General features: G+C 41.1%; 19 protein-coding genes. 18 read left to right on the top strand and 1 reads right to left on the bottom strand.

Translation table 11 applies throughout. The features are described 5' to 3' along the window. The first annotated feature begins 95 nt into the window (after positions 1-95). Positions 96-1,799, top strand: coding sequence for a phospho-sugar mutase (locus tag AKG39_RS02760; RefSeq protein WP_050738829.1), 1,704 nt, complete (start codon positions 96-98; stop codon positions 1,797-1,799). A gap of 239 nt (positions 1,800-2,038) precedes the next feature. Here AKG39_RS02760 and AKG39_RS02755 read toward each other — a convergent pair whose 3' ends face one another. After that, complete coding sequence (locus tag AKG39_RS02755) at positions 2,039-3,409, bottom strand: LCP family protein (RefSeq protein ID WP_160316136.1); 1,371 nt, start codon at positions 3,407-3,409, stop codon at positions 2,039-2,041. Between the two features lie 183 nt (positions 3,410-3,592). On the opposite strand from AKG39_RS02755, the gene rfbD reads away from it, so the two are divergent. The 17 genes from rfbD to AKG39_RS02670 all read left to right on the top strand — a co-directional run bounded on the left by rfbD (position 3,593) and on the right by AKG39_RS02670 (position 25,662). After that, positions 3,593-4,450 carry a dTDP-4-dehydrorhamnose reductase gene (gene rfbD / locus AKG39_RS02750; protein WP_050738827.1) on the top strand — a complete coding sequence of 286 codons (858 nt, stop codon included), beginning with the start codon at positions 3,593-3,595 and terminating at the stop codon, positions 4,448-4,450. Between the two features lie 20 nt (positions 4,451-4,470). Then, positions 4,471-5,340 carry a glucose-1-phosphate thymidylyltransferase RfbA gene (gene rfbA / locus AKG39_RS02745; protein ID WP_050738826.1) on the top strand — a complete coding sequence of 290 codons (870 nt, stop codon included), beginning with the start codon at positions 4,471-4,473 and terminating at the stop codon, positions 5,338-5,340. Between the two features lie 8 nt (positions 5,341-5,348). Beyond that, on the top strand, positions 5,349-5,915 hold the full coding sequence (gene rfbC / locus AKG39_RS02740) for a dTDP-4-dehydrorhamnose 3,5-epimerase (protein WP_050738825.1): 567 nt from the start codon (positions 5,349-5,351) through the stop codon (positions 5,913-5,915). Between the two features lie 16 nt (positions 5,916-5,931). After that, complete coding sequence (gene rfbB, locus AKG39_RS02735) at positions 5,932-7,035, top strand: dTDP-glucose 4,6-dehydratase (protein ID WP_050738824.1); 1,104 nt, start codon at positions 5,932-5,934, stop codon at positions 7,033-7,035. Between the two features lie 164 nt (positions 7,036-7,199). Then, positions 7,200-8,009, top strand: a complete 810-nt coding sequence (locus AKG39_RS02730) for an ABC transporter permease (RefSeq protein ID WP_242852538.1) — start codon at positions 7,200-7,202, stop codon at positions 8,007-8,009. Positions 8,010-8,042: 33 nt separating this feature from the next. Continuing rightward, positions 8,043-9,239 carry an ABC transporter ATP-binding protein gene (locus AKG39_RS02725; protein WP_050738823.1) on the top strand — a complete coding sequence of 399 codons (1,197 nt, stop codon included), beginning with the start codon at positions 8,043-8,045 and terminating at the stop codon, positions 9,237-9,239. A gap of 23 nt (positions 9,240-9,262) precedes the next feature. Then, on the top strand, positions 9,263-11,581 hold the full coding sequence (locus AKG39_RS02720; RefSeq protein WP_083439384.1) for a glycosyltransferase family 2 protein: 2,319 nt from the start codon (positions 9,263-9,265) through the stop codon (positions 11,579-11,581). 207 nt (positions 11,582-11,788) lie between these two features. Then, the gene (locus AKG39_RS02715) at positions 11,789-14,917 is read left to right on the top strand and encodes a GBS Bsp-like repeat-containing protein (protein ID WP_050738822.1); all 3,129 of its coding nucleotides are present in this window, start codon (positions 11,789-11,791) and stop codon (positions 14,915-14,917) included. 165 nt (positions 14,918-15,082) lie between these two features. Beyond that, positions 15,083-17,926, top strand: coding sequence for a GBS Bsp-like repeat-containing protein (locus AKG39_RS02710; RefSeq protein ID WP_050738821.1), 2,844 nt, complete (start codon positions 15,083-15,085; stop codon positions 17,924-17,926). Between the two features lie 189 nt (positions 17,927-18,115). Further along, positions 18,116-19,099 carry a glycosyltransferase family 2 protein gene (locus AKG39_RS02705; RefSeq protein WP_050738820.1) on the top strand — a complete coding sequence of 328 codons (984 nt, stop codon included), beginning with the start codon at positions 18,116-18,118 and terminating at the stop codon, positions 19,097-19,099. 94 nt (positions 19,100-19,193) lie between these two features. Further along, on the top strand, positions 19,194-20,066 hold the full coding sequence (locus AKG39_RS02700) for a glycosyltransferase family 2 protein (RefSeq protein WP_050738819.1): 873 nt from the start codon (positions 19,194-19,196) through the stop codon (positions 20,064-20,066). Positions 20,067-20,088: 22 nt separating this feature from the next. Then, complete coding sequence (locus AKG39_RS02695; RefSeq protein WP_050738818.1) at positions 20,089-21,486, top strand: undecaprenyl-phosphate glucose phosphotransferase; 1,398 nt, start codon at positions 20,089-20,091, stop codon at positions 21,484-21,486. A 24-nt stretch (positions 21,487-21,510) separates the two neighbouring features. Then, entirely contained in the window at positions 21,511-21,858 is a 348-nt protein-coding gene (locus AKG39_RS02690; RefSeq protein WP_050738817.1) for a hypothetical protein, read from the top strand. Between the two features lie 9 nt (positions 21,859-21,867). Next, complete coding sequence (locus tag AKG39_RS02685; protein ID WP_050738816.1) at positions 21,868-22,590, top strand: glycosyltransferase family 2 protein; 723 nt, start codon at positions 21,868-21,870, stop codon at positions 22,588-22,590. Beyond that, the gene (locus tag AKG39_RS02680) at positions 22,587-22,946 is read left to right on the top strand and encodes a DUF2304 domain-containing protein (protein WP_050738815.1); all 360 of its coding nucleotides are present in this window, start codon (positions 22,587-22,589) and stop codon (positions 22,944-22,946) included. Before AKG39_RS02685 ends, AKG39_RS02680 begins: the two co-directional genes overlap by 4 nt. Position 22,947: 1 nt before the next feature. After that, entirely contained in the window at positions 22,948-23,724 is a 777-nt protein-coding gene (locus AKG39_RS02675; RefSeq protein WP_201780238.1) for a glycosyltransferase family 2 protein, read from the top strand. A gap of 69 nt (positions 23,725-23,793) precedes the next feature. Then, the gene (locus tag AKG39_RS02670) at positions 23,794-25,662 is read left to right on the top strand and encodes a DUF2142 domain-containing protein (protein WP_050738814.1); all 1,869 of its coding nucleotides are present in this window, start codon (positions 23,794-23,796) and stop codon (positions 25,660-25,662) included. Positions 25,663-25,714 lie beyond the last annotated feature (52 nt).

The raw sequence follows: 25,714 nt of genomic DNA, 5'->3' as shown, positions 1-25,714 counted from the left end.
GCAATTTATTAAAGTTGAAGGCGTTATTTACTCTTGAATCCTAAAAGGGTTAGGGGTTATAATGAAGCTAAAGAAAAGCATAGGGAGGGAACATAATGGATTATAAAAAAATACGTGAGCTTTGGCTCAGTCAATCGAATCTGGACCAGGGACTAAGGCAGGAACTGGAAAACCTGACCGATGAAAAAGAAATTGAAGATTGTTTTTATACAGACCTGGAATTTGGCACTGGGGGCATGCGTGGAAAAATCGGCCCCGGTACCAATCGGATGAATATTTATACTGTGGCCAAAGCAACCCGGGGTTTTGGACAATATCTTTTAAAGAAGAACATCCAAAACTGTGAAAAAGGTGTAGTTATTGCCTATGATTCACGGCATAAGTCGCGTGAGTTTGCAGAAACCGCCGCCGGGGTTTTGGGTAAAATGGGTTTGATGGCCTACCTTTTTGAAGAGCTCCGACCAACTCCAGAGCTTTCCTTTGCTGTGCGACAGCTTAATGCCGCCGGGGGGATTGTCATTACCGCATCCCATAATCCGAAGGAATATAATGGCTACAAGGTTTATGGTCCTGATGGCGGCCAAATGGTCACTGAATCAGCAGACGCCCTCATTGCGGAAATTGCGACAGTAAAGGACAGCTTTGACATTCCAACCATGACCTTAAAAGAAGGTTTAAACCAGGGGATCATTGCTATGGTGGGGGAAAAAATGGATCTGGCTTTTTCGAAAGCTGTTGAATCGGTGTGTTTGCCAAACCCCGATAGTCAGCTGAAAGTGGTGTTTACACCTCTTCATGGTGCCGGAAACAAACCCGTGAGGCGGGTTCTTTCGGATCTGGGCTATCAAGATGTGTTTGTGGTAAAAGAGCAGGAGCTGCCTGATGGCGATTTTACCACGGCACCCTATCCCAACCCCGAGGATCCGGCGGTGTTTACGCTGGCCATAAAATTGGCGCAGGAGAAAGATGCAGATCTGATTATCGGAACGGATCCCGATGGGGACCGTGTTGGTGTCATCGCAAAAGATGCCAAAGGGGAATACGTGTTTTTTACCGGAAATCAAACCGGCGCCTTGTTGGTGGACTACTATTTAAAAACCCGAACAGATTTACCGGAAAATAAATTGGTGGTTAAAACCATCGTCACCAGCGAGTTAGGGGGAATTGTAGCCAAAAGCCATGGTGCTGCGGTAATGGATGTGCTCACTGGTTTTAAATATATCGGCGAATTAGCCACTGAATTAGAAAACACCAAAGAATATACCTTTGTGTTCGGCTACGAAGAAAGTTATGGCTATTTGGCCGGGAACCATGCCCGTGATAAAGATGCGGTGGTGGCGTCGGCACTGGTTTGCGAAATGACCGATTATTATAAGAAGCAGGGCCTCACGCTCCAGGACGCGCTGATTGCGCTCTATGAAAAGCATGGCTATTTTGTAGAGGACGTTATGGCACTGACTCTTGAAGGCATTACCGGGAAGGCCAAAATCATTGAGATTATGGAAAAATTCAGAACCTTGAATTTCCCCGGCTTTGCCAATGCAAAACTGGTTAAGTTTAACGACTATCAAACCCGGGTTAGTGATGATTTGGTTAATGCCCGGAAAACTGAAATTGAACTGCCCGAATCCAATGTATTAAAATTTATTTTTGATGATTATTCCTGGTTTGCCCTGCGGCCGTCAGGAACAGAACCCAAGCTTAAAATCTATTTTTCAGTCACCGGGAAAACCGCTGAAGAAGCTGAAGAAAAGAAGGCCATTCTTAAGCAACTGGTCACTGAGCTGATTAACGGCTAAACGAGTCAGAAATACAATCGGCGTCACCTCATTGCAAGGTCATTCCCTCTGTTGAAAAAGCAGAAAAGTGAGTTCTGAGGGCAATCGTAACATCAGTTGTGTGCATCAAGGCGAACAGGCCCTAGCCTGTACGATCTTGCAGCACACAACGATTTACCATTGTCCTCAGGACGGGTTTGCAAACAAAACAGGCGTCACCTCATTGTGAGGTGACGCCTGTTGACTTTTAGCAAAATAGGTTAATTGGCGGTGGTTTCAGAATCAGGATTAGCCGTGACCGGCTCGGTTGTGGTCGGACTGTTGGTGATGGGATCTGAAACGATGGGATCCGAAACAATGGGATCATTGGATGTGTTATCGTAATTGATCGGTTCTTTGGTTTTGGTTTCGGTGGTGTTGTTATTATAAGTGGTATCATTGGTTGTTTCAGAGTATGTTTCCGAATAGGTACTTTCAGAATTATTGGTATTGGTTGTCACACTGGGCGATGAGCCGGCATAATAGGCAATGGCATCACTGATTTCCATTACCCGGTCTGTTGGTACATAAGGGGTGTAGGAACTGCTGCTGGAGCTGTTGGTAGTGCCTGTGCTGCTGGAGCTGCTTGTCCCACTTGTGCTGGTACTGGTATCGTCAGCGGCGACTTGAGTTTGTTTGGGTCCGTAAATAAAGGCATGGAGTGCAATCACATTATCAGCCAGGGAATTTGGGATCACATAGGAGACATTGTTAATCATCGCATCAGTAACAAATTTATCGGTCGGAACCCGGAATTCCAAAAACTCCTTATCGGTCGACTCTAAAAAGGCTTTGGCGTAGGTGGTAAGCTCTTTTATGGAAAGGGTGGTTTTCACATAGGGATACACTTTGCTTAAAAGATTAACCCCGGTCAATGCATCGATCTGGAATCCCTTTTTGGCAATCTGTCCCACTACTTCCCGCTGTCGCTCGGTACGTCCAAAGTCGTCATCACTAAAGCGATTTCGGGCATAGGCCAGGGCCTGGACACCGGTTACGGTTTGGGGGCCAATGGCTTCAAGCTTGGGATCCGATTTTCCCACTTTGTCGTTCACGTCATCAATGTATTTATTGGTCCATTCAAGTACGTCTTCATTTTTAACATCGATTTCGACCCCGCCAAGGGCATCCACAGTATCCACCATGGCATCAAAATTAACTACTACATAGTCGGTAATATTGAGATCGAAGTTTTCGTTTAAGGTTTTTACTGTCAGCTCAGGTCCGCCATAGGCATAGGAAGCATTGATTTTGTCAAAGCTTTCATAGGTATCGTCAGTTGCCGGGATTTGAACCATTAAATCCCTCATGATTGAGGTTACTTTGACGGTGCCATTTCTAAAATCCATGCTTAAAACCATAATGGTGTCAGCGCGATCCCCGTCTACATCACTTCGGCCATCAATGCCAAAGACAGCGATATTGACGGTGTCAATATCTAAATCGTTATTTACTTTTAAATCGGTTTTATCCAGTTTCGGTTCGGCAACAATTTCATTGAGTTGGCTAAGGGTGTTGAAACCATAAACCAATCCAGTGCCAATCAGTGAAACCAACAGAACTAGGACTACCAGGATTATTTTTTTCTTCATAAAGATTCCTTTCACTTTATGGTAATAAATCATGCTTTGATATAATATCATAATATTCCTTAAAAAAACATAGGAAATCTTCAGAACCAAGAAAAAAATAGACTTATTCTCGAATTTGAAGTATAATGACACTGAATTTTTATGACCAGAAAAAGAAAAAATAACAATGAAATAAGGTGAAATATGAAAGTTTTATTAACAGGATGTAATGGGCAACTCGGCAGAGAACTTACCCAACAACTGAGTGAAAAAAAGATTTTTCATGTTGGATATGACATTCCGGAATTTGATATCACAAATAAAGAAAAGATTACAGAAATCATCGAAAAAGAACAGCCGACGGTGATCATCAATTGCGGTGCTCTGACCAATGTGGACGGCTGCGAAACCCAAAGAGATCTGGCCATGAATATTAATGGCTCCGGCCCTGAAAAGCTAGCGGAAATTGCTCGGGATCTGGATATTGTATTGGTTCAGGTTTCCACGGATTACGTCTTTGACGGTGCCGGCATTGTTGAAAATGGCGTATTGCGTCCCTATGTCGAAACCGATCCGGTTGATCCGAAAACGGTTTACGGCGAAAGTAAAGCCGTCGGTGAAAAGGCGGTATCGAAAATTGCACCTAAATATTTTATTGTCCGCACCGCCTGGCTCTACGGCGATGGTAATAATTTTGTCAAAACCATGCTGGATCTGGCCGGTAAACATCCCAAACTTACCGTGGTTGACGACCAGGTCGGATCCCCGACCAGCACCGTTGATTTAGCCACTGCCATCATCGATTTAATCGGGACCGAGCATTATGGACTTTACCACGGCACCTGTGAAGGCCAGTGCAGCTGGTATGATTTTGCTTTGGAAATTTTCAGACTGTCGGGAATTGAAATCCCGGTGGAACCGGTGACTTCAGAGCAGTTTGTGCGCCCGGCGCCACGGCCCAAATATTCGGTTCTGGAAAATAAAGCACTCAACGATTTAAAGATGAATCATTTCAGACCCTGGCAGGTATCCCTGGCAGAGTATCTGGAAAAATTACAATAGGAAGCAGGAAAGAGGCAACCATGAAAGGTATTATTTTAGCCGGAGGATCCGGCACACGACTTTATCCCATTACCCGGGTGGTATCCAAACAATTATTGCCCATTTACGACAAACCCATGATTTATTACCCTTTAGCTACGCTGATGCTGGCAGGGATTCAGGATATCTTAATCATTTCAACGCCCCATGACCTTCCCATGTTCGAACGGCTTTTTGGCTCAGGAGAAGAGTTAGGACTTAACTTTTCCTATGAAGTTCAGGATGCTCCCAACGGACTGGCAGAGGCCTTTATTATTGGCGAAAAATTCATCGGTGACGACAAGGTTGCCCTGGTTTTAGGGGATAACATCTTCTACGGTCATGGCTTTACCGGAGCCATCAGAAAAGCGGCTGAGCTCACCGACGGCGCAGTAATCTTTGGTTATCCGGTGACGGATCCCGAGCGCTACGGTGTGGTCGAATTTGCAAAAGACGGAACCGTGCTTTCCATTGAAGAAAAACCCACTGAGCCAAAATCCAATTTTGCAGTTCCCGGATTATATTTTTACGACAACACCGTTGTTGAAATCGCCAAAGGTATTAAACCTTCGGCCCGGGGTGAACTGGAAATCACCACGGTGAATGAAGCCTACTTAAAACAGGGCAACCTGAAAGTTGAACTGTTTGGTCGGGGGATGGCATGGCTGGATACCGGAACCCATGATAGTATGATTGAAGCTTCGAATTTTGTGGAGACCATTCAAAAACGGCAGGGGCTTTATGTGGCCTGTATTGAGGAAATCGCCTTCCTACGTGGTTTCATTAACCGAGACCAGTTATTAAAGCTGGCGGAACCATTGAAGAAAACAGCGTATGGACAGTACCTGATCCAGTGTTCCAAGGAAAAATAGGAGACAATATGTCAAAAATAAATGTAATTAAAACGGAAATAGAAGGCCTGGTGATTGTTAAACCCTCAGTTTTTGGGGATGAGCGCGGCTATTTCATGGAAACTTATAATGAAGAGGAATTTCATGAGGCTGGACTGACGATGAAATTTGTCCAGGACAATGAATCGAAATCAAGTAAAGGGGTTCTGCGCGGCCTCCACTTTCAACGCAAGTTTTCCCAGGGTAAGCTGGTACGGGTTACTCAGGGCGAAGTGTTTGATGTGGGGGTTGATCTTCGGGAAGGTTCGCCAACCTATGGACAATGGGCCGGAGTGCTTTTAACCGCGGAAAACAAAACCATGTTTTATGTGCCGGAGGGCTTTGCCCACGGTTTTCTGGTCGTCTCCGATGAAGCGGTGTTTAATTATAAGTGCACCAACCTTTATGCCCCGGAATACGACGGCGGAGTACGCTGGAATGACCCTACAATTGGTGTGAAGTGGCCGCTGGAAGGTATCAATGAGCCTCTGCTTTCAGAAAAGGACAAACAATTGCCTTTTTTAAGTGAGATTCGGGATACTTTAAGATTTGAATAGAGAGAATGGAGTAATAATGAAAACAGTATTAGTAACCGGCGGTGCCGGTTTTATTGGTTCGAACTTTGTAAAATATATGCTGGCCGAGCATCCGAATGATAAGATTGTCAATCTGGATGCCCTGACCTATGCCGGGAACCTTGAAAATTTAAGGGATATTGAAGATCATCCCAATTATGCTTTTGAAAAAGGGGACATTGCGGATCGGCCTTTGGTCAAAAATCTTTTTGAGACCTATGATTTCGATACAGTGGTAAACTTTGCGGCGGAATCCCATGTGGATCGCAGCATTGAAGATCCTGAGATTTTCATTCGGACCAATGTAATGGGAACCCTGGTGCTTTTAGATGAGGCTAAAAATCATTGGCAAACCGGAAAAGATGCCTGTGGCTGTCCAACTTTTCGTGACGGCGTGCGCTTTCACCAGGTATCCACAGATGAAGTATACGGTGCGCTGGGAAAAACCGGTATGTTTACCGAAACCACCCCTATTACGGCCAATAGTCCTTACTCGGCGTCCAAGGCCAGTGCGGATTTAATCGTGCGGTCCTATGGCCAAACCTTTAAGTTTCCGGTAACCATCAGCCGCTGCTCCAATAATTACGGGCCTTATCATTTTCCGGAAAAACTGATTCCCTTGATGATCTCAAATGTCTGTGCATTAAAAAACCTGCCGGTATATGGGGATGGCATGCAGATCAGAGATTGGCTGCATGTGAAAGATCATTGCAGCGGGATCGATGCGATCCTTCAAAAGGGCGTTGAAGGTGAGGTTTATAATATTGGCGGCAACAATGAAAAAGCCAATATCGAAATTGTCAATTTGATTATCGAAAACGTTGGCGAAAAACTTCGCTCAGGAGACTATGACATCGACAATGACGGCACCAAGATCTGCACGGAGTTAATCACCTATGTAGAAGACCGTTTGGGACATGACCGTCGCTATGCCATTGATAATACCAAGATTACCACCGAACTGGGTTGGGAGCCATCCTATACCTTTGAAGAGGGCATTGTGGAAACCATCGAGTGGTATCTGAACAATCAGGAATGGTTGGAACAGGTGAAGTCCGGGGGCTATCAGCAGTATTACGAGACCATGTATTCAAAAAAATAGAATAAAGTCAAAAAAATGCACATTTATTGTGCTTTCAACTTGTCGATAAACTACCGTACCGATCAACTGATTAACAACTGTCGGTACTGTTTTATATGTTTGTCGATAGTCTCAAAGCACATTTGTTGTGCTTTTTCATTTAAGATTGATAAAGAGGTGTTACTTTGTATTTGATTAAAGATTTATTCAATTATATTAAGGATTTATATGGCAGTCGAAAGCTCATTGAGAAATTTTCCGTAAATGATTTTAAAGCAAGGTATGCGGGATCGTTTTTAGGGATACTGTGGGCCTTTATTCAGCCCACGGTGACAATACTAGTATATTGGTTCGTTTTTGAAGTTGGTTTAAAATCGACGCCCACTGGAAATATCCCATTTTTTCTATTTCTATTAACGGGAATTATTGTCTGGTTTTTCTTTTCAGAGTCCCTTGTCAACGGCACGAATTGTTTTCGGGAATACAATTATCTGGTTAAAAAGGTGACGTTTAACATTAAGATTCTACCAACCGTAAAAATAATATCATCGTTGTACACGCATATTTTCTTTATTATTTTTGCATTGGTGATGGTATTACTTTATGGGAAACCGTTAACCCCCTATTTTTTGCAGATTTTCTATTATCTATTCTGCTTAATTGTTTTTTTAACGGGACTGACCTGGATATCAGCTTCGCTACAACCTTTTTTTACGGATATTCTCCAATTTATTAATGTGGGGATGCAGGTGCTTTTTTGGGGGACTCCGATTCTTTGGGATGTGAACATTTTTCCTCCGGAGCTATTGTGGATCTTAAAATTAAATCCTCTGTATTATATTGTTCAGGGGTATCGGGAATCCTTTTTCGGACAGGGTTGGTTTTGGGAACATCCGGTGATGACCGCTTATTTTTGGGGCTTTTCGTTTATCCTCCTATTTGTCGGGATTTGGATTTATCGAAGATTGAGACCGCATTTTGCTGATGTTTTATAGAAAATGCTGATTAACGTATCATTGGAGGAAAAAATGTCGGATTTAGCAATTAAAATAGAGAACGTAACAAAAATATATCGATTATATAAAAAGCCGATGGATCGGTTAAAAGAGTCTATGAGTTTTTTCAGAAAAAAAGAATATCATCATAAATTCTACGCTCTGAATAATATTAATTTAGAAATTAAAAAGGGCGATTCCATTGGGATTGTTGGTAAAAATGGATCCGGTAAGTCAACCCTGTTGAAAATTATTGCCGGGGTTCTGACCCAAACCGAAGGCCAGGTTATGGTTGATGGAAAAGTGTCGGCACTGTTGGAGCTGGGAACCGGCTTTAATCCGGAGTACACCGGCATTGAAAATATTTATGCCAATGGATTGATTATGGGCTACAGTAAGGAAGAAATGGACACAAAATTGGATGATATTGTTAATTTCGCTCAAATAGGGGAATACATTGATCAACCGGTTAAAACCTATTCCAGTGGGATGTTTGCCCGACTGGCCTTTGCCACAGCCATCAATGTGGATCCGGAAATTCTGATTGTGGATGAAGTTCTGGCAGTTGGTGATGCGAAGTTTCAGATTAAATGCATCAATAAAATGGAGGAATTTAAAGCTTCGGGAAAAACCGTGCTGTTTGTTTCCCACACCTTGGAACAGATCAAACGTTTTTGTACCAAGGGGGTCTGGATCGATCAGGGCGAGATGCGGATGTTTGATGATGTCACCCATGTCATCGATATGTATGAAAGTGAAATGCTTAAAGAATCAATGGCCCAAAAGGCCCTTGAAGAAGGTAACTCGTTGCTGGAAGTACAGGAATTGGACATCCATCTCGGCAAAATCAGAACGGTCACATGCAGCAGTGAGAAAATCAACACCTTTGAAGATTTTACAGTGGACATCGACTATGAATTATTTGATGATTATATCGCTGATCCCTTGGTGGGGGTGGCATTTTACACCATCGACCGGCAATACATCTTTGGGCCCAATACCTATTTGGATGGACTTAAAATACCAAATACAAAAGGGCTTCACCATGTCCGCTATGTGGTGCCGCGGTTGCCATTATTGGGCGGGAAGTATGAAGTCGACATTGGTCTTTTTGCAAATAAGAGCATTGTGAATCTGGACTATAAAACATCAGCCTTTATTATTGAGGTTGTGGCGGATTATTTCACAGAAGGACTGGTTCATATCGATCACAATTGGGAAATTGAATAGAAAAGAATGGAAAGGTTATTGGAATGGCTAAAAAATCTGTTAAAGAGCAGGAAGAAATAAAATATTTCATTGATAAAATTGTTAAAGATGAGGAAAATCGACGAGCCATTGTTCAGGGTTGGGCGTTTAACACAAAAACAAAGGAACCGGTGGAGTTGTTTGTGCTGGGCCAAGAGGCCGAGGGCGTTAATTTTAAACGGGATTTTAGGATCGATGTGAACAATAAGTATGTTTTGTCTGATGATGCCAAGGTCGGATTTATCATTGAGTTTGACGAAAAAAGCTATGGGAAGAAGCTCAGACTCAAATTAAAAGACAACACCGTCATGAAAATAGTCAAAATCAATTTGAAAAAAAATTATGACTATTTAAAGAAACCCAATCTTTTTAATGCGGTGCGAATTACGAATATCGCGACCAGAACCATTGGTTATCTCGGTCGTAATGGCTTAAAAAATACCATCCGAAAAGTAAAATTTGAATTAAAATATAAAAATCAGGAAAACTATGATTTCTGGATCGATGTGCATGAAGATTTTGACAGCAAAAAAGTCCTTGAAGAGATTAAGCACTTTGCGTATAATCCGAAAATTTCCATTATTATGCCGGTCTATAATGTCGAAGAGCAGTGGTTGCGGGCGTGTATCGATTCTGTTTTAAACCAGTCTTATAAAAATTGGGAGCTTTGTATCGCCGACGACAATTCCTCGGATGCCCATATTAAGCCCTTGCTGGAATCCTGCCGGGAACTTGATCCCCGCATAAAAATTGTTTATCGGACCGAAAACGGGCATATTTCCGAGGCGTCGAATTCAGCCTTGGCATTGGCCACCGGGGAATTCATCGGACTTTTGGATAATGATGATACCCTGGCGGATTTTGCCTTATTTGAAGTGGTTAAAGTCTTGAATGAAAACCCTGAAGCAGATCTGATTTATAGTGATGAAGATAAGTTAAGCGAAGACAATAAACGGAGTCAACCCTTCTTTAAAACCGATTGGGCCCCGGATATCTTACTGGCAACAAACTACGTCTGCCATTTTGGGGTCTACCGAAAGCGCATCATCGACGAAATCGGCGGCTTTCGAAAAGGTTACGAAGGCGCCCAGGACTATGACCTGGTGCTGCGGTTCACCGAAAAAACCGATAAGATACATCATATCCAGAAAGTTTTGTACCATTGGCGGATGATTCAGAACTCCACGGCGGTGAATCCCGAGTCCAAGGGTTATGCCTTTGAAGCCGGATTAAAATCTCTGGAAGATGCCCTGACACGAAGAGGCATTAAAGGAACCGTTAGCCATGGGGCTTTTCCGGGAGTTTATGACATTGAGTATGAAGTATTCAATCCGGGTTTGGTGTCCGTAATTATTCCCACCAGGGACAACCCCCTTGATTTGAAAGCCTGTATCGATTCTATTTTCGAAAAAACGGTCTATGAAAAATTTGAAATCATTGTGGCTGACAATGGCAGTGAAAAAGATGAGACCTTTATGCTTTTTGACTATTACTCAAAAAAATACCCGGATCAGTTTAAGGTGATCCGGATCGATATTCCCTTTAATTTTTCAAAAATCAATAATCTGGCGGTTGAAGAAGCCAACGGCGAGTATCTTTTGTTTTTAAACAATGATATCACCGTCATTACCAAGGGCTGGATGACCCGCATGGTCAGCTTTGCCCAACAGGAACATATTGGTGCGGTTGGCGCAAAACTGTACTATCCCGATAATACCATCCAGCATGCCGGAGTGCTTCTGGGCATGGGCGGGGTGGCCGGACATGGACACTGCGGATATCCTCGGGGTGATTATGGCTATTTCGGAAAACTGGTTATTAACAACAACTACACATCGGTTACCGCGGCTTGTCTGATGGTTAAGCGTTCCGATTTTGATATGGTAGGCGGTTTTGAAGAAAAGCTGACCATTGCCTTTAACGATGTGGATTTCTGTCTAAAGCTTTATGAAAAAGGAAAATATAATATCTGGCTCCACAATGTGGAACTATATCATTATGAATCCAAATCACGCGGCGCCGAGGATACTTATTCAAAATACAAGCGCTTTAACAGCGAAATCAAGTACATGAAGGACCACTGGTTAAAATATATCAAGGATGATCCTTTTTATAATAGAAATTTAACCCGGGTTGATGGAAACTATGCCATCTGCGTTGATATCAACGGGTTTATCATTGGAAAAGACATCAATGCTAAGCAGTCGGAGAACAATAGAGATGATGAATTATTGGATCCCCGGAAATACCATGAAATGGTGGCTTCTAAAAAGCGGGATGAATTAATGAATGCCAAGAAACAAAGCGAAATAAAAGCGAAATAAAACAGAATAAGATTAGCCTGAGGAACAATGCATAAATTTATTTTGCATTGTTCTTTTTTTACAGTGATTTCGGGTAAGAATATGTATAAAATGTCACAATAAAATTGACGATAACCGGGTAATTGTGATAATATTGTGACAAATAGAATTTTAAAAATATTTTAAATATTTTGAATATATAAAATTCAATTGGAAGGAGGAAAATAATTGGAAAGTATAAAAAACAAAAGAAAGTTCGCACTCTTGGGGGCAATCCTGCTCTTTATGTGTCTGGTTCTTTTTTCGTATGAAAGTCTTTCGGTTGAGGCCGCAGGAACAATGGTTGTGGTTAATCCGGGACATATGGATGGGGTGGATCCCGGGGCAGTCAACAGCAGCAATGGGATTCGGGAGGTCGACCTTAACAATGCGGTGGCAATAAAAACCGTTGCAACGCTGAGGGCCAACGGCTACAATGCCATGCTGAGTCATCCGATTCCCGGAAACCCAGGTTTACCAACGTTGTTGGCAACAAAGCCCAATTATGATGTTTATTCAAAAACAATCTGCGAGACGGCAAATGCCAGAGGTGCTGATCTTTTGCTAAGTATTCATCACAACTCCGGCGGTAATGCCAGCGGTTATGAGCTCTATTGGAGCAGTTATCATCCCAGCGTCGATAACGACGGCATTTATCAGGCATTTGGGTTATGGTCGGATGGATCGTCGGCGGATTTGGATATATCGCCATCAGCCATCGCCCTTAAATCAAAGGAACTGGCTTACAGTTTAAATGAAAACTTTAAAAGTTTGGGTTACGTTCCCACCAGAAACAAAGTCGTCGAAAGAGATGACAGCATTACCCGTCGAACCAGCATGCCCTCGGTATTAATTGAGGCCGGTTTTGTATCAAATAATGCAGAATCCGTTAGAATGGCTAATGATGCCAATCAGCAAAAGATGGCGGATCAGATTCTGGTGACAGTCAACGGCCTTTTCGGATCACAACTCGGACCGATGACCGCAACCGGTGTGACCGCCAGTGCATCCGGAAGTAAAATCACGTTAACCGTCAAAGGAATCACCGCACCCAATGGCATCAAGCAGATTCAGTTTCCGGTGTGGAGTGAGACCGGCGGCCAGGACGATATCAAATGGTACACGGCCAGTGCCCAAAGCGACGGGAGCTACAGTGTAACCATCGACACCAAGGATCACAATAATGAGATTGGTGTTTATAGCGTTCATTGTTATGGAACGGACAACGCTAATAATTTGACGATGTTAGGGAATACTACCGTAGTCGTGACTAAACCCATGACAGCCACAAACCTGGCCGCCAGTGTATCCGGAACTAAGATCACCGCCACGGTGAAGGGGATCACCGCGCCCAATGGTATTAAACAGATTCAAGTGCCGGTATGGAGTGAACTTAATGGCCAGGATGATCTGAAATGGTACATTGCCAGCGCTCAAAGCGACGGGAGCTACAGTGTAACCATCGACACCAAAGATCATAATTATAATACCGGAGTCTACAATGTCCACTGTTATGGAATTGACAACAGCGATTATATGGTGGAGTTAGGGGTAACAACCGCTACCATTACCACTACCACTGCGAATATGACGGCCACAAGCCTGACTGCCAGTGCATCCGGAACTAAGATCACGGCCACAGTGAAAGGGATCACCGCCCCCAATGGCATTAAACAGATACAAGTGCCGGTATGGAGCGAGCTTAATGGCCAGGACGATTTGAAATGGTATACGGCCAGCGCTCAAAGCGACGGGAGTTACAGTGTGACCATCGATACCAAGGATCATAATAATGATACGGGTGTTTATAGCGTTCATTGTTATGGAACGGACAATGCCAATAAGTTGACAATGTTAGGGAATACCACGGTAACAATGACGGCATCCATGTCAGCCACAAGCCTGACCGCCAGTGTATCCGGGTCTACGATCACGGCCACGGTGAAAGGGATCAGCGCCCCCAACGGGATTAGACAAATATTAGTCCCCGTTTGGAGTGAGCTTAATGGCCAGGACGATCTCAAATGGCATCTTGCAAGTAGGCAAAGCGATGGCAGCTACAGCGTGACCATCGATACCAAGGATCATAACAATGATATGGGTGTTTACAACATTCATTGTTATGGAACAGACAACGCCGATAAGATGGTTATATTGGGCGAGGCAACAGCTTCCATTACCACCACAACCACTGCCAATATGACGGCAGCCAGCCTGGAAGCAACGGTATCTGGAAGTGAAATTACGGCAACCATCAAAGGCATTGCCGCTCCTAATGGGATTAAAGAAATACTAATCCCCCTTTGGAGTGAAACTAATGGCCAGGATGACTTGAAATGGTACACGGCTACAGCTCAAAGCGATGGCAGCTACAGTGTGACTGCGGACATCAAAGATCATAATTACGACGGCGGAACCTATCATGTTCATGGTTATGGCACGGACAATAATAATAAGATGACAATTTTAGGAGAGACCGCGATCAACGTGAGTACTTCACCAATGACAGCAGAGGATATTGCGGCTTCGGTAGCGGAAAATATCATTACGGTGACCATTGATGGCATTACGGCACCCAATGGGATCAGCAGTATTCTAGTACCAACCTGGAGTGATCTTAATGGCCAGGATGATATCAAATGGTATACCGCTGCCAAACAAAGTGATGGAAGCTATAAGATGGTCATTGATGCCAAAAATCACAATGGCAATAGCGGGTCTTATTCCATTCATATTTATGGAGTGGAAGCGAATGGCCGAAATGTATTCCTTGGGAACACATCCGTCAATGTCAGATATATTGAAACGCCTATTATGGGGGGCACCACGGTGACAGCCTCAGAATTGGTGGCTTATTACAAGGGGACGGGAAGTGTTTACCCTCAATCGTATATCGATAAAGGGGTTAATCTAGAAACCTTTGTCGATTTATATATCCAGGAGAGTAACGAAGAAGGTGTTCGGGCAGAGGTCGCTTTTGCTCAGGCAATGTTGGAAACCGGTAACCTTCAATTTGGGGGTGATGTCAAAGTCGGGCAATTTAATTTTGCCGGCTTAGGTGCTACCGGCGGAGTACCGGGATTTGATTTTGCTGCGAAATACGGAGACAATGCTACCGGACTGCAAATGGGAATTAGAGGACATGTTCAGCATTTGAAATGTTATGCCTGCTCTGAACCGTTATACCAAACGAAAGTTGATCCGAGATGGAACGATACATTAAGATTACGGGCAATCTCAGTTGAAGAATTAGCCGGAACCTGGGCAGCGGATACAAATTATGCGGCAAAAGTTAAAACAATCATGAATCGATTTTAGAACTGAAAGCCTGGACTGAGAAACAATCAGTCCAGGCTTTTATTTGACATGGGGAACAGTTTAGTGATAGTCTGCAATTAGTACTTATGATTAGAGTGAACCCGCCGATAATAAAAGTGGCGGAATATGGTAACGTTTAACAATAAAGAATTCTAGGAGACAGAAATGATTCAAACAATTAGAGAAAAACCCGGCATGAAAATGATGGCATTATTTTTAGTATTAGTCTTACTTTCAAGCTTTTTCCCCTGGCAAATAGTTGCCCAGGAAAGCCTTGAAATTCCGAAACAGGTAATTGTGGTAAAAAATGAAATGAGCGAACCTATTGAAGGTGCAGTTTTTGAAATTCAAAATCAGAAAAAAGAAATCATGGAGACCTGCATCAGCGATGAAAATGGCCGGGCAGAAATTTTCCAGGCAGAGGACGGAATTTACCAGCTTGTACAGGTAAAAACCCAACAAGGATATGTGGTTATCAGAGAACAACCCATTGAAATTAAGACCCAAAATCCTATTCGTGAAGAAACTGTGATCAATGGCCTTGCTTTGTCAGAACCGGAAATAATTCCGGAAACCCAGGAAGGGGCAGCAAAGGCCGAGGAACCACTAATTACAGATGAAAATAAGCCAGAATCCGATGCAAGCATTCATGAAGCTAGTGAGGAATCAATTGAGACCAGAGCTATAGATAGTGTAGCGGCAATGGTAGCATTGGACAGTATAACCGTGAAGATTAATCGAGACGTAAGCAACCCAACACAAATTATTTTAAGTACGGTTGGCTATGCCGGTAAAACCGGCATTGGCAACGTGTTATTCCCCACCTGGAGTGAACATAACGGCCAGGACGATATTCGATGGTACCAGGGAACTTTAGGAAGCAATGGAGAATTTAGTGTTTCGGTCGATATTAAAGACCATGGTTTCGAAACCGGGAGTTATAATGTGCACACCTATATTTATGGGCTGCGAGGTGAAGTACTGAATTTTTACACCAACACATTCAATCAAGCTGCCCCAAGCCCCGGCATTAAGGTTAGTGAGATAGTAAACAATAGCTACAAAATAACGCTTACCGGGGCAAGCAATGCCCAGGGAGTTACCGGGGTGAGCTTCCCGACCTGGAGCAACACCAACGGTCAGGATGATATTCGCTGGGAAACCGGGACCTATGTTGGTAACGATACCTGGGAAGCCACCGTTAATCTTAAAGATTACAAACAAACCTATGATACCTTCACCAGCCATGCATATGTGATCGATACAACAGGCAAAATGAATTATATCAGTGCCGTGGAAAAAACCATAAAAAGCCCGTTAACAGAGATCGCGATAGCCGTTGCTCAAGTTCCGGGAAATCCAACGCAATTTACCGTTAGCACGGTGGGCTGTGTCGGGAAAACTGGCATCGGCAATGTGTTATTTCCGACCTGGAGTGAAAAAAATGGCCAGGATGACATTCAATGGTCCCAGGGAATTCTTGGCAGTAATGGAGAATACAGTGTAACCATTGATAATAAGGATCATGGCTTCGAAACCGGGAGTTATAATGTGCACACCTATATTTATGGGCTGCGAGGTGAAGTGCTGAATTTTTACACCAACACATTCAATCAAGCTGCCCCAAGCCCTGGCATTAAGGTTAGTGAGGTAGCAAACAATAGCTACAAAATAACGCTTACCGGGGCAAGCAATGCCCAGGGGGTTACCGGGGTGAGCTTCCCGACCTGGAGTAACACCAACGGTCAGGATGACATTCATTGGGAAATGGGTACCTATGTTGGCAACGATACCTGGGAAGCCACCGTTAATCTGAAGAATTACAATGCGAGCTATGATACTTTTGTAAGTCATGCATATGTGATTGATAAGAGTGAAAAATACAATTATGTTGGATCAACTGAAAAGATTATAACCAATCCATTTGTAAAAACGCCGGCGCAAATAGGAGGGATAAAGGATAGTGACGTATCAAAATTCAAAATTAGCACAAATAATTGTAGTAATCAAACAGGTGTAAAAAAGGTATCTTTTGCAGTGTGGACAAACCGAAATGGACAGGATGATGTGCAATGGTTTCCAGGAACCTTGGGAACCATTGGCGAGTATACCGCATTGATAGATATTGACAGCCATGGTTTTGAAACCGGCCCATACATTATCCATGCCTATTTGTATGGAAATGGGGGTGAGAATATCGCATTTGCCAACAACACTTACACCATGGAAAAAATAACCCCAACCATTGAATATGACAAAGCCGTTTTAAATAATACCTTTAAAATAAGAATAAAAAATGTGGGTAATGAAAATGGCGTGGGGAGTATTGTTTTTCCAACCTGGAGTAAAACCAATGGACAGGACGATATCAGCTGGGAGCAGGGTACCTATATTGGCAACCACACCTGGGAAGCCAGCATTAATTTAAGAAATTACAATATTATTGTGGATGATTTCGTAACCCATGCTTATTTAGCGGATAAAAACGGAAAAATGGTTATGGCTCAAAGCTCAGTCAAAACTATTTTACAGAATACTTCAACCATTTATGGTTACTTTAATTATCCGCTGGATAAAGGCTACAAGCCCAATCCAAGTGATCCAACCGACTGGTTTGGACCACGATGGGGAAGCATTCATGAGGGCATCGATATTCCGGCACCTTATTACGCCAATTGTTATTCTCCAGGAGATGGGGTTATTGAAAAGGCCGGTTATTTTATGGGTTATGGGCGGTATGTTCGGATCCGAATGACGGATCGCTATGGTGAAAGCGTATCTTTCTTCTATGGTCACCTTCAGGAAATAAATGTCAGTGTGGGACAAACGGTGACGAAAGGACAATTAGTGGGCAAGGTTGGCGGGTCCGGTTATGATGCTAATGGAAGATACATTGATGATGCCTACGGACCGCATCTCCACTTTGGGGCCATCGCCAATGCGGATTTCGCCTGTGTGGATCCCGAAATATGGATTGATTTTCATAATCCTTACAGTAATTTGAAATAAAAAGTAATGCCGCAAAAAGGCTGTATGCCGGCAAACCTCTTCACGGACATTTATTTACCATTGTCCTCAGGACGAGGTTACGGATAACCCTCGAGGCTGAGTGAAATCACTCAGCCTCTTTTTATTTAGAAAAATCCCTACTCTGTGTTATAATAAAGCGAAGTTATTAAGCCGATAAAGGAAGTATTTATGAAGAGTGACGTTTCAATTATCATTCCCAACTATAATGGAGAAAAATATATTGGCAATTGCCTTGACAGTTTAATGGGTCAGAGTTTTGAAGCCCGGGGCACCATGGAAATTATTGTGGTCGATGATTGTTCCGGTGATCACAGTGTTGCCATTATCAAAGATTACCAGCAAGTGAAACTAATTGAAAATCCAGTTAATTCCGGTTTCGCGCGATCGGTGAATCAGGGGATCCGGGCCAGTAACGGAAGTTATTGTCTGCTGTTGAACAACGATGTAGTGGTTGATGAGAATTTTGTGAAAAAGCTGTATAATCACATTAATGCAAATCCCCGGGTTTTTTCGGTAAGTTCAAAAATGATCCGCTATTTTGAACGGGAGAAGCTTGATGATGCCGGGGATTTTTACAACATACTGGGCTGGGCTTACAAACGGGGCGATGGGGCCAAGCGCAGCCGCTATGACAAACCCACAGCAATTTTCAGTACCTGCGCCGGTGCGGGAATCTACCGGCGGTCGATACTAGACGAAATCGGTTTATTTGATGAGGCTTTTTTTGCTTATATGGAAGATGTGGATCTTTCTTACCGGGGAAAAATTTTCGGGTATTTAAATCATTATGAACCCGGTGCCCTGTGTTACCATATTGGCAGTGCCACAACGGCTGACGGCGAAAAATACAGTCCCTTTAAGGTGAATATTTCAGCCCGAAACAACATCTATGTGGCTTATAAAAACATGCCCTTCATGCAGCTGCTTTTAAACAGTCCCTTTCTGATGATGGGGTTCTCAATTAAATATCTGCTCTTTCGCAAACGCGGTTATGGCAAGGACTACCGGGCCGGCATCAAAGAGGGCCTGAAAACCCTGAAAAAGATTGAGAAAATCCCGGTGCAATCAAAAAATTTAGGTCATTATGTGTTGATTGAAGTCCAGTTGATCCTCAATCTGTTTCGGTTTGTGGGCAATAAACTCAGGAAGTAACCTTTAATTTTGTTTTATTTGCTTCCCTATTTATGGGGTGCATGGTAAAATAAAATGTCGTTTGCATGGAAAAAATGCATAAGAAAGGCATGTTATGGATTTATCAATTATTATCGTTAATTATAAAACACAGGAACTGACGTCAAACTGCATTGACTCCATTCTCAAGAGCAATATGAATAGTCTGGCTTATGAAATCATTGTAGTGGATAATGCCTCGGAAGATGGCAGCATTGAAGGCATTCAAAAACAGTTTCCCAGTGTAAAAACCATTCTTAATCATGAAAATCAGGGCTTTTCCAAGGCTAATAACCTGGGTATGAAAGCCGCCGGTGGCGACTATATTCTTTTATTGAATTCTGACACCATTGTCGAAGCAAACACCCTTAAGGAAGCCCATGAGTTTATTAAAAACCATAAACATACCGGAGCTTTGGGGTGTAAAATCCTGCTGCCCTCAGGCAAGCTTGATGTTGCCTGTAAACGGAGTTTTCCAACGCCGCTTAATGGGATATATCATAGCCTGCATTTGGATGATGCCTTTCCTGACAGTACACGCTTTGGGGCATACAACCTCACCTATGTGGATGAAGACAAAATCTGTTCCATCGATTGTATTATGGGCGCCTTTATGATGGTTCCCAGGAAAGTCATTGATGCGGTGGGTATGCTGGACGAGGATTATTTTATGTATGGTGAGGATGTGGACTGGTGTTACCGCATAAAAAATGCCGGGTATCAGGTCATGTATTATCCCAAAGTTCGTATTTTCCATCATAAAAAAGCCAGTGGCATCGGCAAGCGAAACCCCAAAGTTATTGAGGCATTTTATGATTCTATGATCATTTTTTATAACAAACACTATCAGAACAAATACAGTAAGCTGACACGTTGGTGTGTGATTACAGGAACCTCTATGATGAAAAAGAAAGCCCTCTTTAAAAACAAGCATCGGAAGAACGTTTAATTGAGCGAAAGGAGGAACGTGAATGATCAAAAGCAATCAACGATTTTTTAATTTTTTATTGGTGCTGGCCGATGTTACGGTTGTGACAGCCTCTCTTTTTGTGGCGTGGTATATTCGGTTTGTCTCCCCTCTTTTTGATGATGGAGTACGGACCATGGATCTTGGCGCATATATGGGGTTGCTGTTTATAATTATTCCAGTTTACCTCGTTATTTTTGCAATTTTCGGGCTCTATCGACCGTACCGAAAACAGCGTTTTTTTAAAGAGTGCCAGGAAATTATTTTTTCCAATATTGTGGGAATCGCTCTTATTATGGCTATTCTTTTTACGGGAAAAAGCATTAACTTCTCGCGAATCATGTTAGGAACATTTTTTCTGATAGCCACACTTCTAATGACCATTGAGCGGGGTTCGGCGAGAAAGATATTGAGAACCGCACGCAAACGGGGATTTAACTTAAAATATATTATTATTGTGGGAGCAGGCAGTATCGGTCAAACCTTTGCAAATAAAATTGCCGAGGACCGGCAGCTGGGTTATAAGATTACCGGATATGTGGATGATTACTATCATAAAAGCGACAAAGATGGCATTCCGATTTTAGGCACCACCCGGGAAATGAATGAAATACTTGAAGATTATCAGGTCGATGAGGTTATTATCGCACTCCCAAATACCAGTTATAAACGGATTGATGAAGTCATTGATGTGTGTGAGTACCAGGGCATTAAAACCCAGATTATCCCGGATTATTTTCACCTGATCCAGGGAACCCAGCCATATTTCGATGAACTCGATGGCATTCCGCTGATTAATACCCGATATATTCCTCTAGATAAAGCCTTTTACAAATCGCTGAAACGATCTTTAGATATTCTATTATCTCTGATAATTTTAATTATTGTTTCTCCGATTATGATTGTGACTGCCTTCCTTGTGAAAATAACATCACCGGGGCCTATCATTTACAAGCAGATTCGTGTTGGCATGGGTCGCAAAGAATTTTGGATTTACAAATTTCGGTCCATGCGCAGCGATGCACCCAAGAGCGATGATAATGGCTGGACCACCGCAAATGATCCCCGAAAAACAAAATTCGGGGCTTTTATCAGAAAAACGAGTATTGATGAGCTGCCGCAGTTTTTCAATGTTTTAAAAGGAGATATGAGCATTGTCGGGCCAAGACCCGAACGGCCCCACTATGTGAGTCAGTTTAAAGATGAGATTCCCAAGTATATGATTAAACATCATGTGCGGCCTGGGATTACGGGCTGGGCTCAGGTTAAGGGCTGGCGGGGTGATACGTCCATTAAAGAGCGGATTGCCTGTGATATTGAATACATTGAGAAATGGACACCCTGGTTTGATGTGAAAATATTCTTTATGACTTTCAAAGCGATTTTTAAAAGTGGCTATTAGATATTTGATTTAGAAAGGATTTTTATGATTGTATTATTTTTTGTTTATTTATTTTGTACTGTAGGGGGGCTAACCCTTGTTAAAGTAGGTGCCAATAACAATGCCTTTGCTTTAAATAGCAGCTATTTTGACCTATCATTATCATACACAACAATCATTGGATTGGCGTTATATGTTGTTAGCTTTATTATGTGGATAGTAATTGTTCAAAAGTATGACTTAAGTTATATTCAGCCGATTGCTCTTGGCCTCTCCAATATTTTAATTATTGCGGCTTCAATCTTTATTTTAGGAGAGACAATTGGATTGTTTCAGTGGTTGGGGATTGGTTGTATTCTTGGCGGCGTAATTTTAATGAATATTAGGGGATAGATAAAATATATGAAAGTATTAATGATTATACCAGCCTATAATGAGGCCATGAATTTGGCATCGGTAGTTGATGATATTAAAGACAATTTCGCTGAAGCAGACATATTGATTGTAAATGATTGTTCCAAGGATAATACGTTAGAAGTAATGAAAAAAATAGAAGGAATCAATTATATTGATTTACCAATTAATTTAGGTTACTCCTATGCTGTTCAAACCGGACTTAAATATGCCGTCCAGGAAAATTATGATTATCTTATTCAATTTGATGGTGATGGGCAGCATCTGGCTTCCGAGGCTAAAAAAATGTATGAGTATTCGTTGGAAAAGGATGTTGATATTGTTATAGGATCACGTTTTTTATCGGAAACAGATTATCAGCATTCTTTCTTCAGGAAAATTGGAACAACGTTATTTCAAAAAATTATTAAAAGGCTTACAGGGAAACATGTATCTGATCCAACTTCGGGGCTTCAGGTAATTAAACGCAGCGTTTTCGTACCATTGTCAAAAATTTATGCTTATCCTGAATTTCCAGATGCTAATTTATTGATTCAGCTTATTTACCAAGGGGTAACCATTGATGAGATTTCAGTCAAAATGAAAAATCGTGAGTTCGGAGAGAGTATGCATGGCGGCGTCATTAAGCCAATAAAATATATGCTAAAAATGTTTTATTATATTGTGATGGTTTATTTTAACAATTTATTGGGGAAGGGTAAAAAGAAATGATTACAAATATATTTTTTATTGTTATTGGCATCTTGCTAATTGGTTATATTTACAATAATGTTCGAAAACATATGATGTCACAGGGTGAAAGCATTTTGTGGATGATTGGTGCCTGCATTATTTTAATCCTGGCGATATTTCCAAATATCATTATTTTTCTTTCGAAAATAGTGGGAATCAGCTATCCACCGTCATTACTGTTCTTTTTAACATCGGCATTTTTATTGATCTTGTTATTTCGCAACAGTCAGCAATTAAGTGTTCTGTCTGAGAAAAATAAAGAGTTGATTCAGAATTTTGGGTTACTGGATAATAGAGTTAGAAAATTGGAAAAAACAAGAATATCTGAGGAATAGAATGGATAATCATACTTTTGTAATTTGTGCCTATGGAGAATCTCAGTATTTAGAAGCCTGTGTTCTTTCAATAGTTAAACAGTCGGTTAAAGAAAAAATCGTTATTGCAACATCAACAATCAACGATCATATTCTGGGAATTGGGAAGAAATACAATATTGAGATTTTGCCTCATAGTGGTGGTAGTATTGGTAAAGACTGGAACTTTGGTTATGAGTGTGCTAATTCTAAGTATGTAACTTTGGTTCATCAGGATGATATCTATCATGAAAAATATCTTGAAAAGATGTTAGCGGCAATGGATAAAAACAAGGACACTCTTATCTCTTTTTCGAATTATGAAGAAATTAGAAATAATGAGATAGTTTCAAAAAATAAAAATTTAAAGATTAAAGAGTTCTTGTTATCAATATTTAGAATTTCAAATAAAAATAAAATGATTCGAAGAAGAGCGCTTTCTATGGGCAATCCTATTTGTTGTCCAACAGTGACCTATAATAAGAGTCTGCTTGAGAATTTTAGATTTCATATGGAATTTAGCACTAATTTAGATTGGGCGGCTTGGGAGCAGATATCACAATATAAGGGAAGATTTATATATTTGTCGGAAACTTTGATGTACCATCGCATCCATGCCGAGAGTGAAACATCAAATACAATTAACAATAACAAAAGATCAGAAGAAGATTTGTTGATGTTGAAAAAATTTTGGCCCTCAAGTATTGCTCAGATTATTTTTTATTTTTATAAAAAAAGTGAAAAAGCAAATAGTTTGTAAATGAAAAATGAATTTACTGGAAAAATAATACAGGGGATAAGACTATAAGTATTATAGTTAGGGTGGAATGTGAAAAAGAATCGGATAATAGGAATTATAGCAATTGGTTTGATCGTCCTAATACTAACTCTGCTAATAGAGGTTTTCGTATTTAACTGGAATTTCATCACCCATGGCAGTAAAAACCAGGATATTACAGAAATCACAACAAATAATCTTGAAATATTGGAAAGTGGAAAATACAGAATTCTTGACAATAATGCTTCGATTAAACTTAATAATATCGATGAATTTGTGAATAAATTACAGTTCAATACGGATTCTTTTGGAAAGAATGTAAATATCCGGATTTCTTACAATGGTAAAACAGTTAATAATAATATTGATTTTATTAATGAGAAAAGTATTAATATTGGTGAAAAAGTAGATAGTATTACGATATCATTTGTCAATGCAACCGATCAGGAAATATCGGTTAATAATTTTCGGAATATGAATTATTTTCAAATCAATCTTATTAGAGTAATGATGATTTTACTGGTTATGATGTTAATGGGTGTTATTGGATTTACTCTATATAAAAAGGGGAATATTCGACTTGAAGTTATATTTTTGATTTTTGTTTTAAGTTTTGGATTGGCCAATACGATTATGATACCGGTACTTTATGGTTGGGATGATGCCGAACATTTTGTGAAATCATATAATCTTGCAAGTGGAAATATAATTATGCGAGAAGGTGAAGCGATTGAGTACCCAATTGGTATGGGTGATTTTTTAGAAAAGAAATTTCAGACATCAAATCCAAATTATCGAACATATGAAGAATTTGAGGTAGAAACGGATTCACTATTGGCACAGAAATATTCAATCACAGAATCGGCATATTATCCAAGTATGGCTTTAACCTACACAGCAGTTCCTTATATATTTAGCGCTTTTGGGATTTTAGTCAGTAAAATATTGAATTTTCCATTTATTGGATCTTATTATTTGGGGCGATTTTTTAATTTGATCATATATGCATTAACGGTTTTTTATGCAATTAAGATAATTCCAATGGGCAAAAAACTTTTATTCGTTTGTGCCTTATTGGCAACGGTTATGTTTCAGGCAACGTCTTTTTCAGCGGATGTCGTGCTTAATGGCTTTAGTTTTTTAGCATTTGCATTCGTCATAAAATGGCTTATTGATGAGAAAAAGTTATCAATTCCTGATTTATTGATTATGACTGGTTGCTTTATTTTGATTACTGCAAGTAAGGTTACCTATGCCCCGATATTTCTCATGGTACTGCTTTTCAAAAAAAATAACTTTAGTAGTAAAAAAGGCGAATGGATTATTAAATTGAGCGTGTTAGCCCTGGGTGGCTTAACTTTTGTGGCGGTATTTCTCTATGGGCAAAAATTAGGCCTTACCCAATGGGAAGTTCCTGGAATCAGTGTGAGAGAACAACTTCTTTTTATTATATTCACCCCACTAGAATATATTAAGGTAATATTTCAAACTTTTATTTCACAACGTGATGTTTTACTTGGCGGATCAACGGTGTATTTAGCTTATATGGGAGACTTAGGGAGAAATACTCAAATTATCATATGGCTGATGTTATTTGGAATTGCTTTGTTTGACGTCGATGATAAGAGTTCCCTTCTGGTAATGAGAGATAGAGGTATTATTCTTTTCACCTGCTTAATCACGTTAATACTCACAATGACTGCATTATATGCGACATTTACACCGGTAAGAAATCAAATTGTTTTGGGCTTTCAGGGGCGTTATTTGATCCCTCTGATTTTTCCGTTTCTGTTTTTGTTTCAACGAAAGAAATGGGTGGTTAGTTTTAATACAAAAATAATTAACATTATCGTTGTTGCTTTTTCTGGAACGCTTTTATTCAGTTCAGTTCTATATGTATTTAATTTGTATTATGTCTAAGAAAAAATGGATTGAAGCTTTAAATTCAAAAAGAGAATAGGTGCGATAAGAT

Source organism: Acetobacterium bakii (assembly GCF_001263355.1).
GTDB classification, from domain to species: Bacteria; Bacillota; Clostridia; order Eubacteriales; family Eubacteriaceae; genus Acetobacterium; species Acetobacterium bakii.
Note: the sequence above shows the minus strand (reverse complement) of the source record. Positions and strands in the feature narration are given on the sequence as shown.

Coding starts and splice junctions, on each gene's coding strand:
- AKG39_RS02675 (WP_201780238.1), top strand. CDS start 22,948: ATGGATAATCATACTTTTGTAATTTGTGCCTATGGAGAATCTCAGTAT.
- AKG39_RS02695 (WP_050738818.1), top strand. CDS start 20,089: ATGATCAAAAGCAATCAACGATTTTTTAATTTTTTATTGGTGCTGGCC.
- rfbC (WP_050738825.1), top strand. CDS start 5,349: ATGTCAAAAATAAATGTAATTAAAACGGAAATAGAAGGCCTGGTGATT.
- rfbD (WP_050738827.1), top strand. CDS start 3,593: ATGAAAGTTTTATTAACAGGATGTAATGGGCAACTCGGCAGAGAACTT.
- AKG39_RS02690 (WP_050738817.1), top strand. CDS start 21,511: ATGATTGTATTATTTTTTGTTTATTTATTTTGTACTGTAGGGGGGCTA.
- AKG39_RS02755 (WP_160316136.1), bottom strand. CDS start 3,409: ATGAAGAAAAAAATAATCCTGGTAGTCCTAGTTCTGTTGGTTTCACTG.
- AKG39_RS02700 (WP_050738819.1), top strand. CDS start 19,194: ATGGATTTATCAATTATTATCGTTAATTATAAAACACAGGAACTGACG.
- AKG39_RS02705 (WP_050738820.1), top strand. CDS start 18,116: ATGAAGAGTGACGTTTCAATTATCATTCCCAACTATAATGGAGAAAAA.
- AKG39_RS02760 (WP_050738829.1), top strand. CDS start 96: ATGGATTATAAAAAAATACGTGAGCTTTGGCTCAGTCAATCGAATCTG.
- AKG39_RS02680 (WP_050738815.1), top strand. CDS start 22,587: ATGATTACAAATATATTTTTTATTGTTATTGGCATCTTGCTAATTGGT.
- AKG39_RS02685 (WP_050738816.1), top strand. CDS start 21,868: ATGAAAGTATTAATGATTATACCAGCCTATAATGAGGCCATGAATTTG.
- AKG39_RS02720 (WP_083439384.1), top strand. CDS start 9,263: ATGGCTAAAAAATCTGTTAAAGAGCAGGAAGAAATAAAATATTTCATT.
- AKG39_RS02725 (WP_050738823.1), top strand. CDS start 8,043: ATGTCGGATTTAGCAATTAAAATAGAGAACGTAACAAAAATATATCGA.
- rfbB (WP_050738824.1), top strand. CDS start 5,932: ATGAAAACAGTATTAGTAACCGGCGGTGCCGGTTTTATTGGTTCGAAC.
- rfbA (WP_050738826.1), top strand. CDS start 4,471: ATGAAAGGTATTATTTTAGCCGGAGGATCCGGCACACGACTTTATCCC.
- AKG39_RS02710 (WP_050738821.1), top strand. CDS start 15,083: ATGATTCAAACAATTAGAGAAAAACCCGGCATGAAAATGATGGCATTA.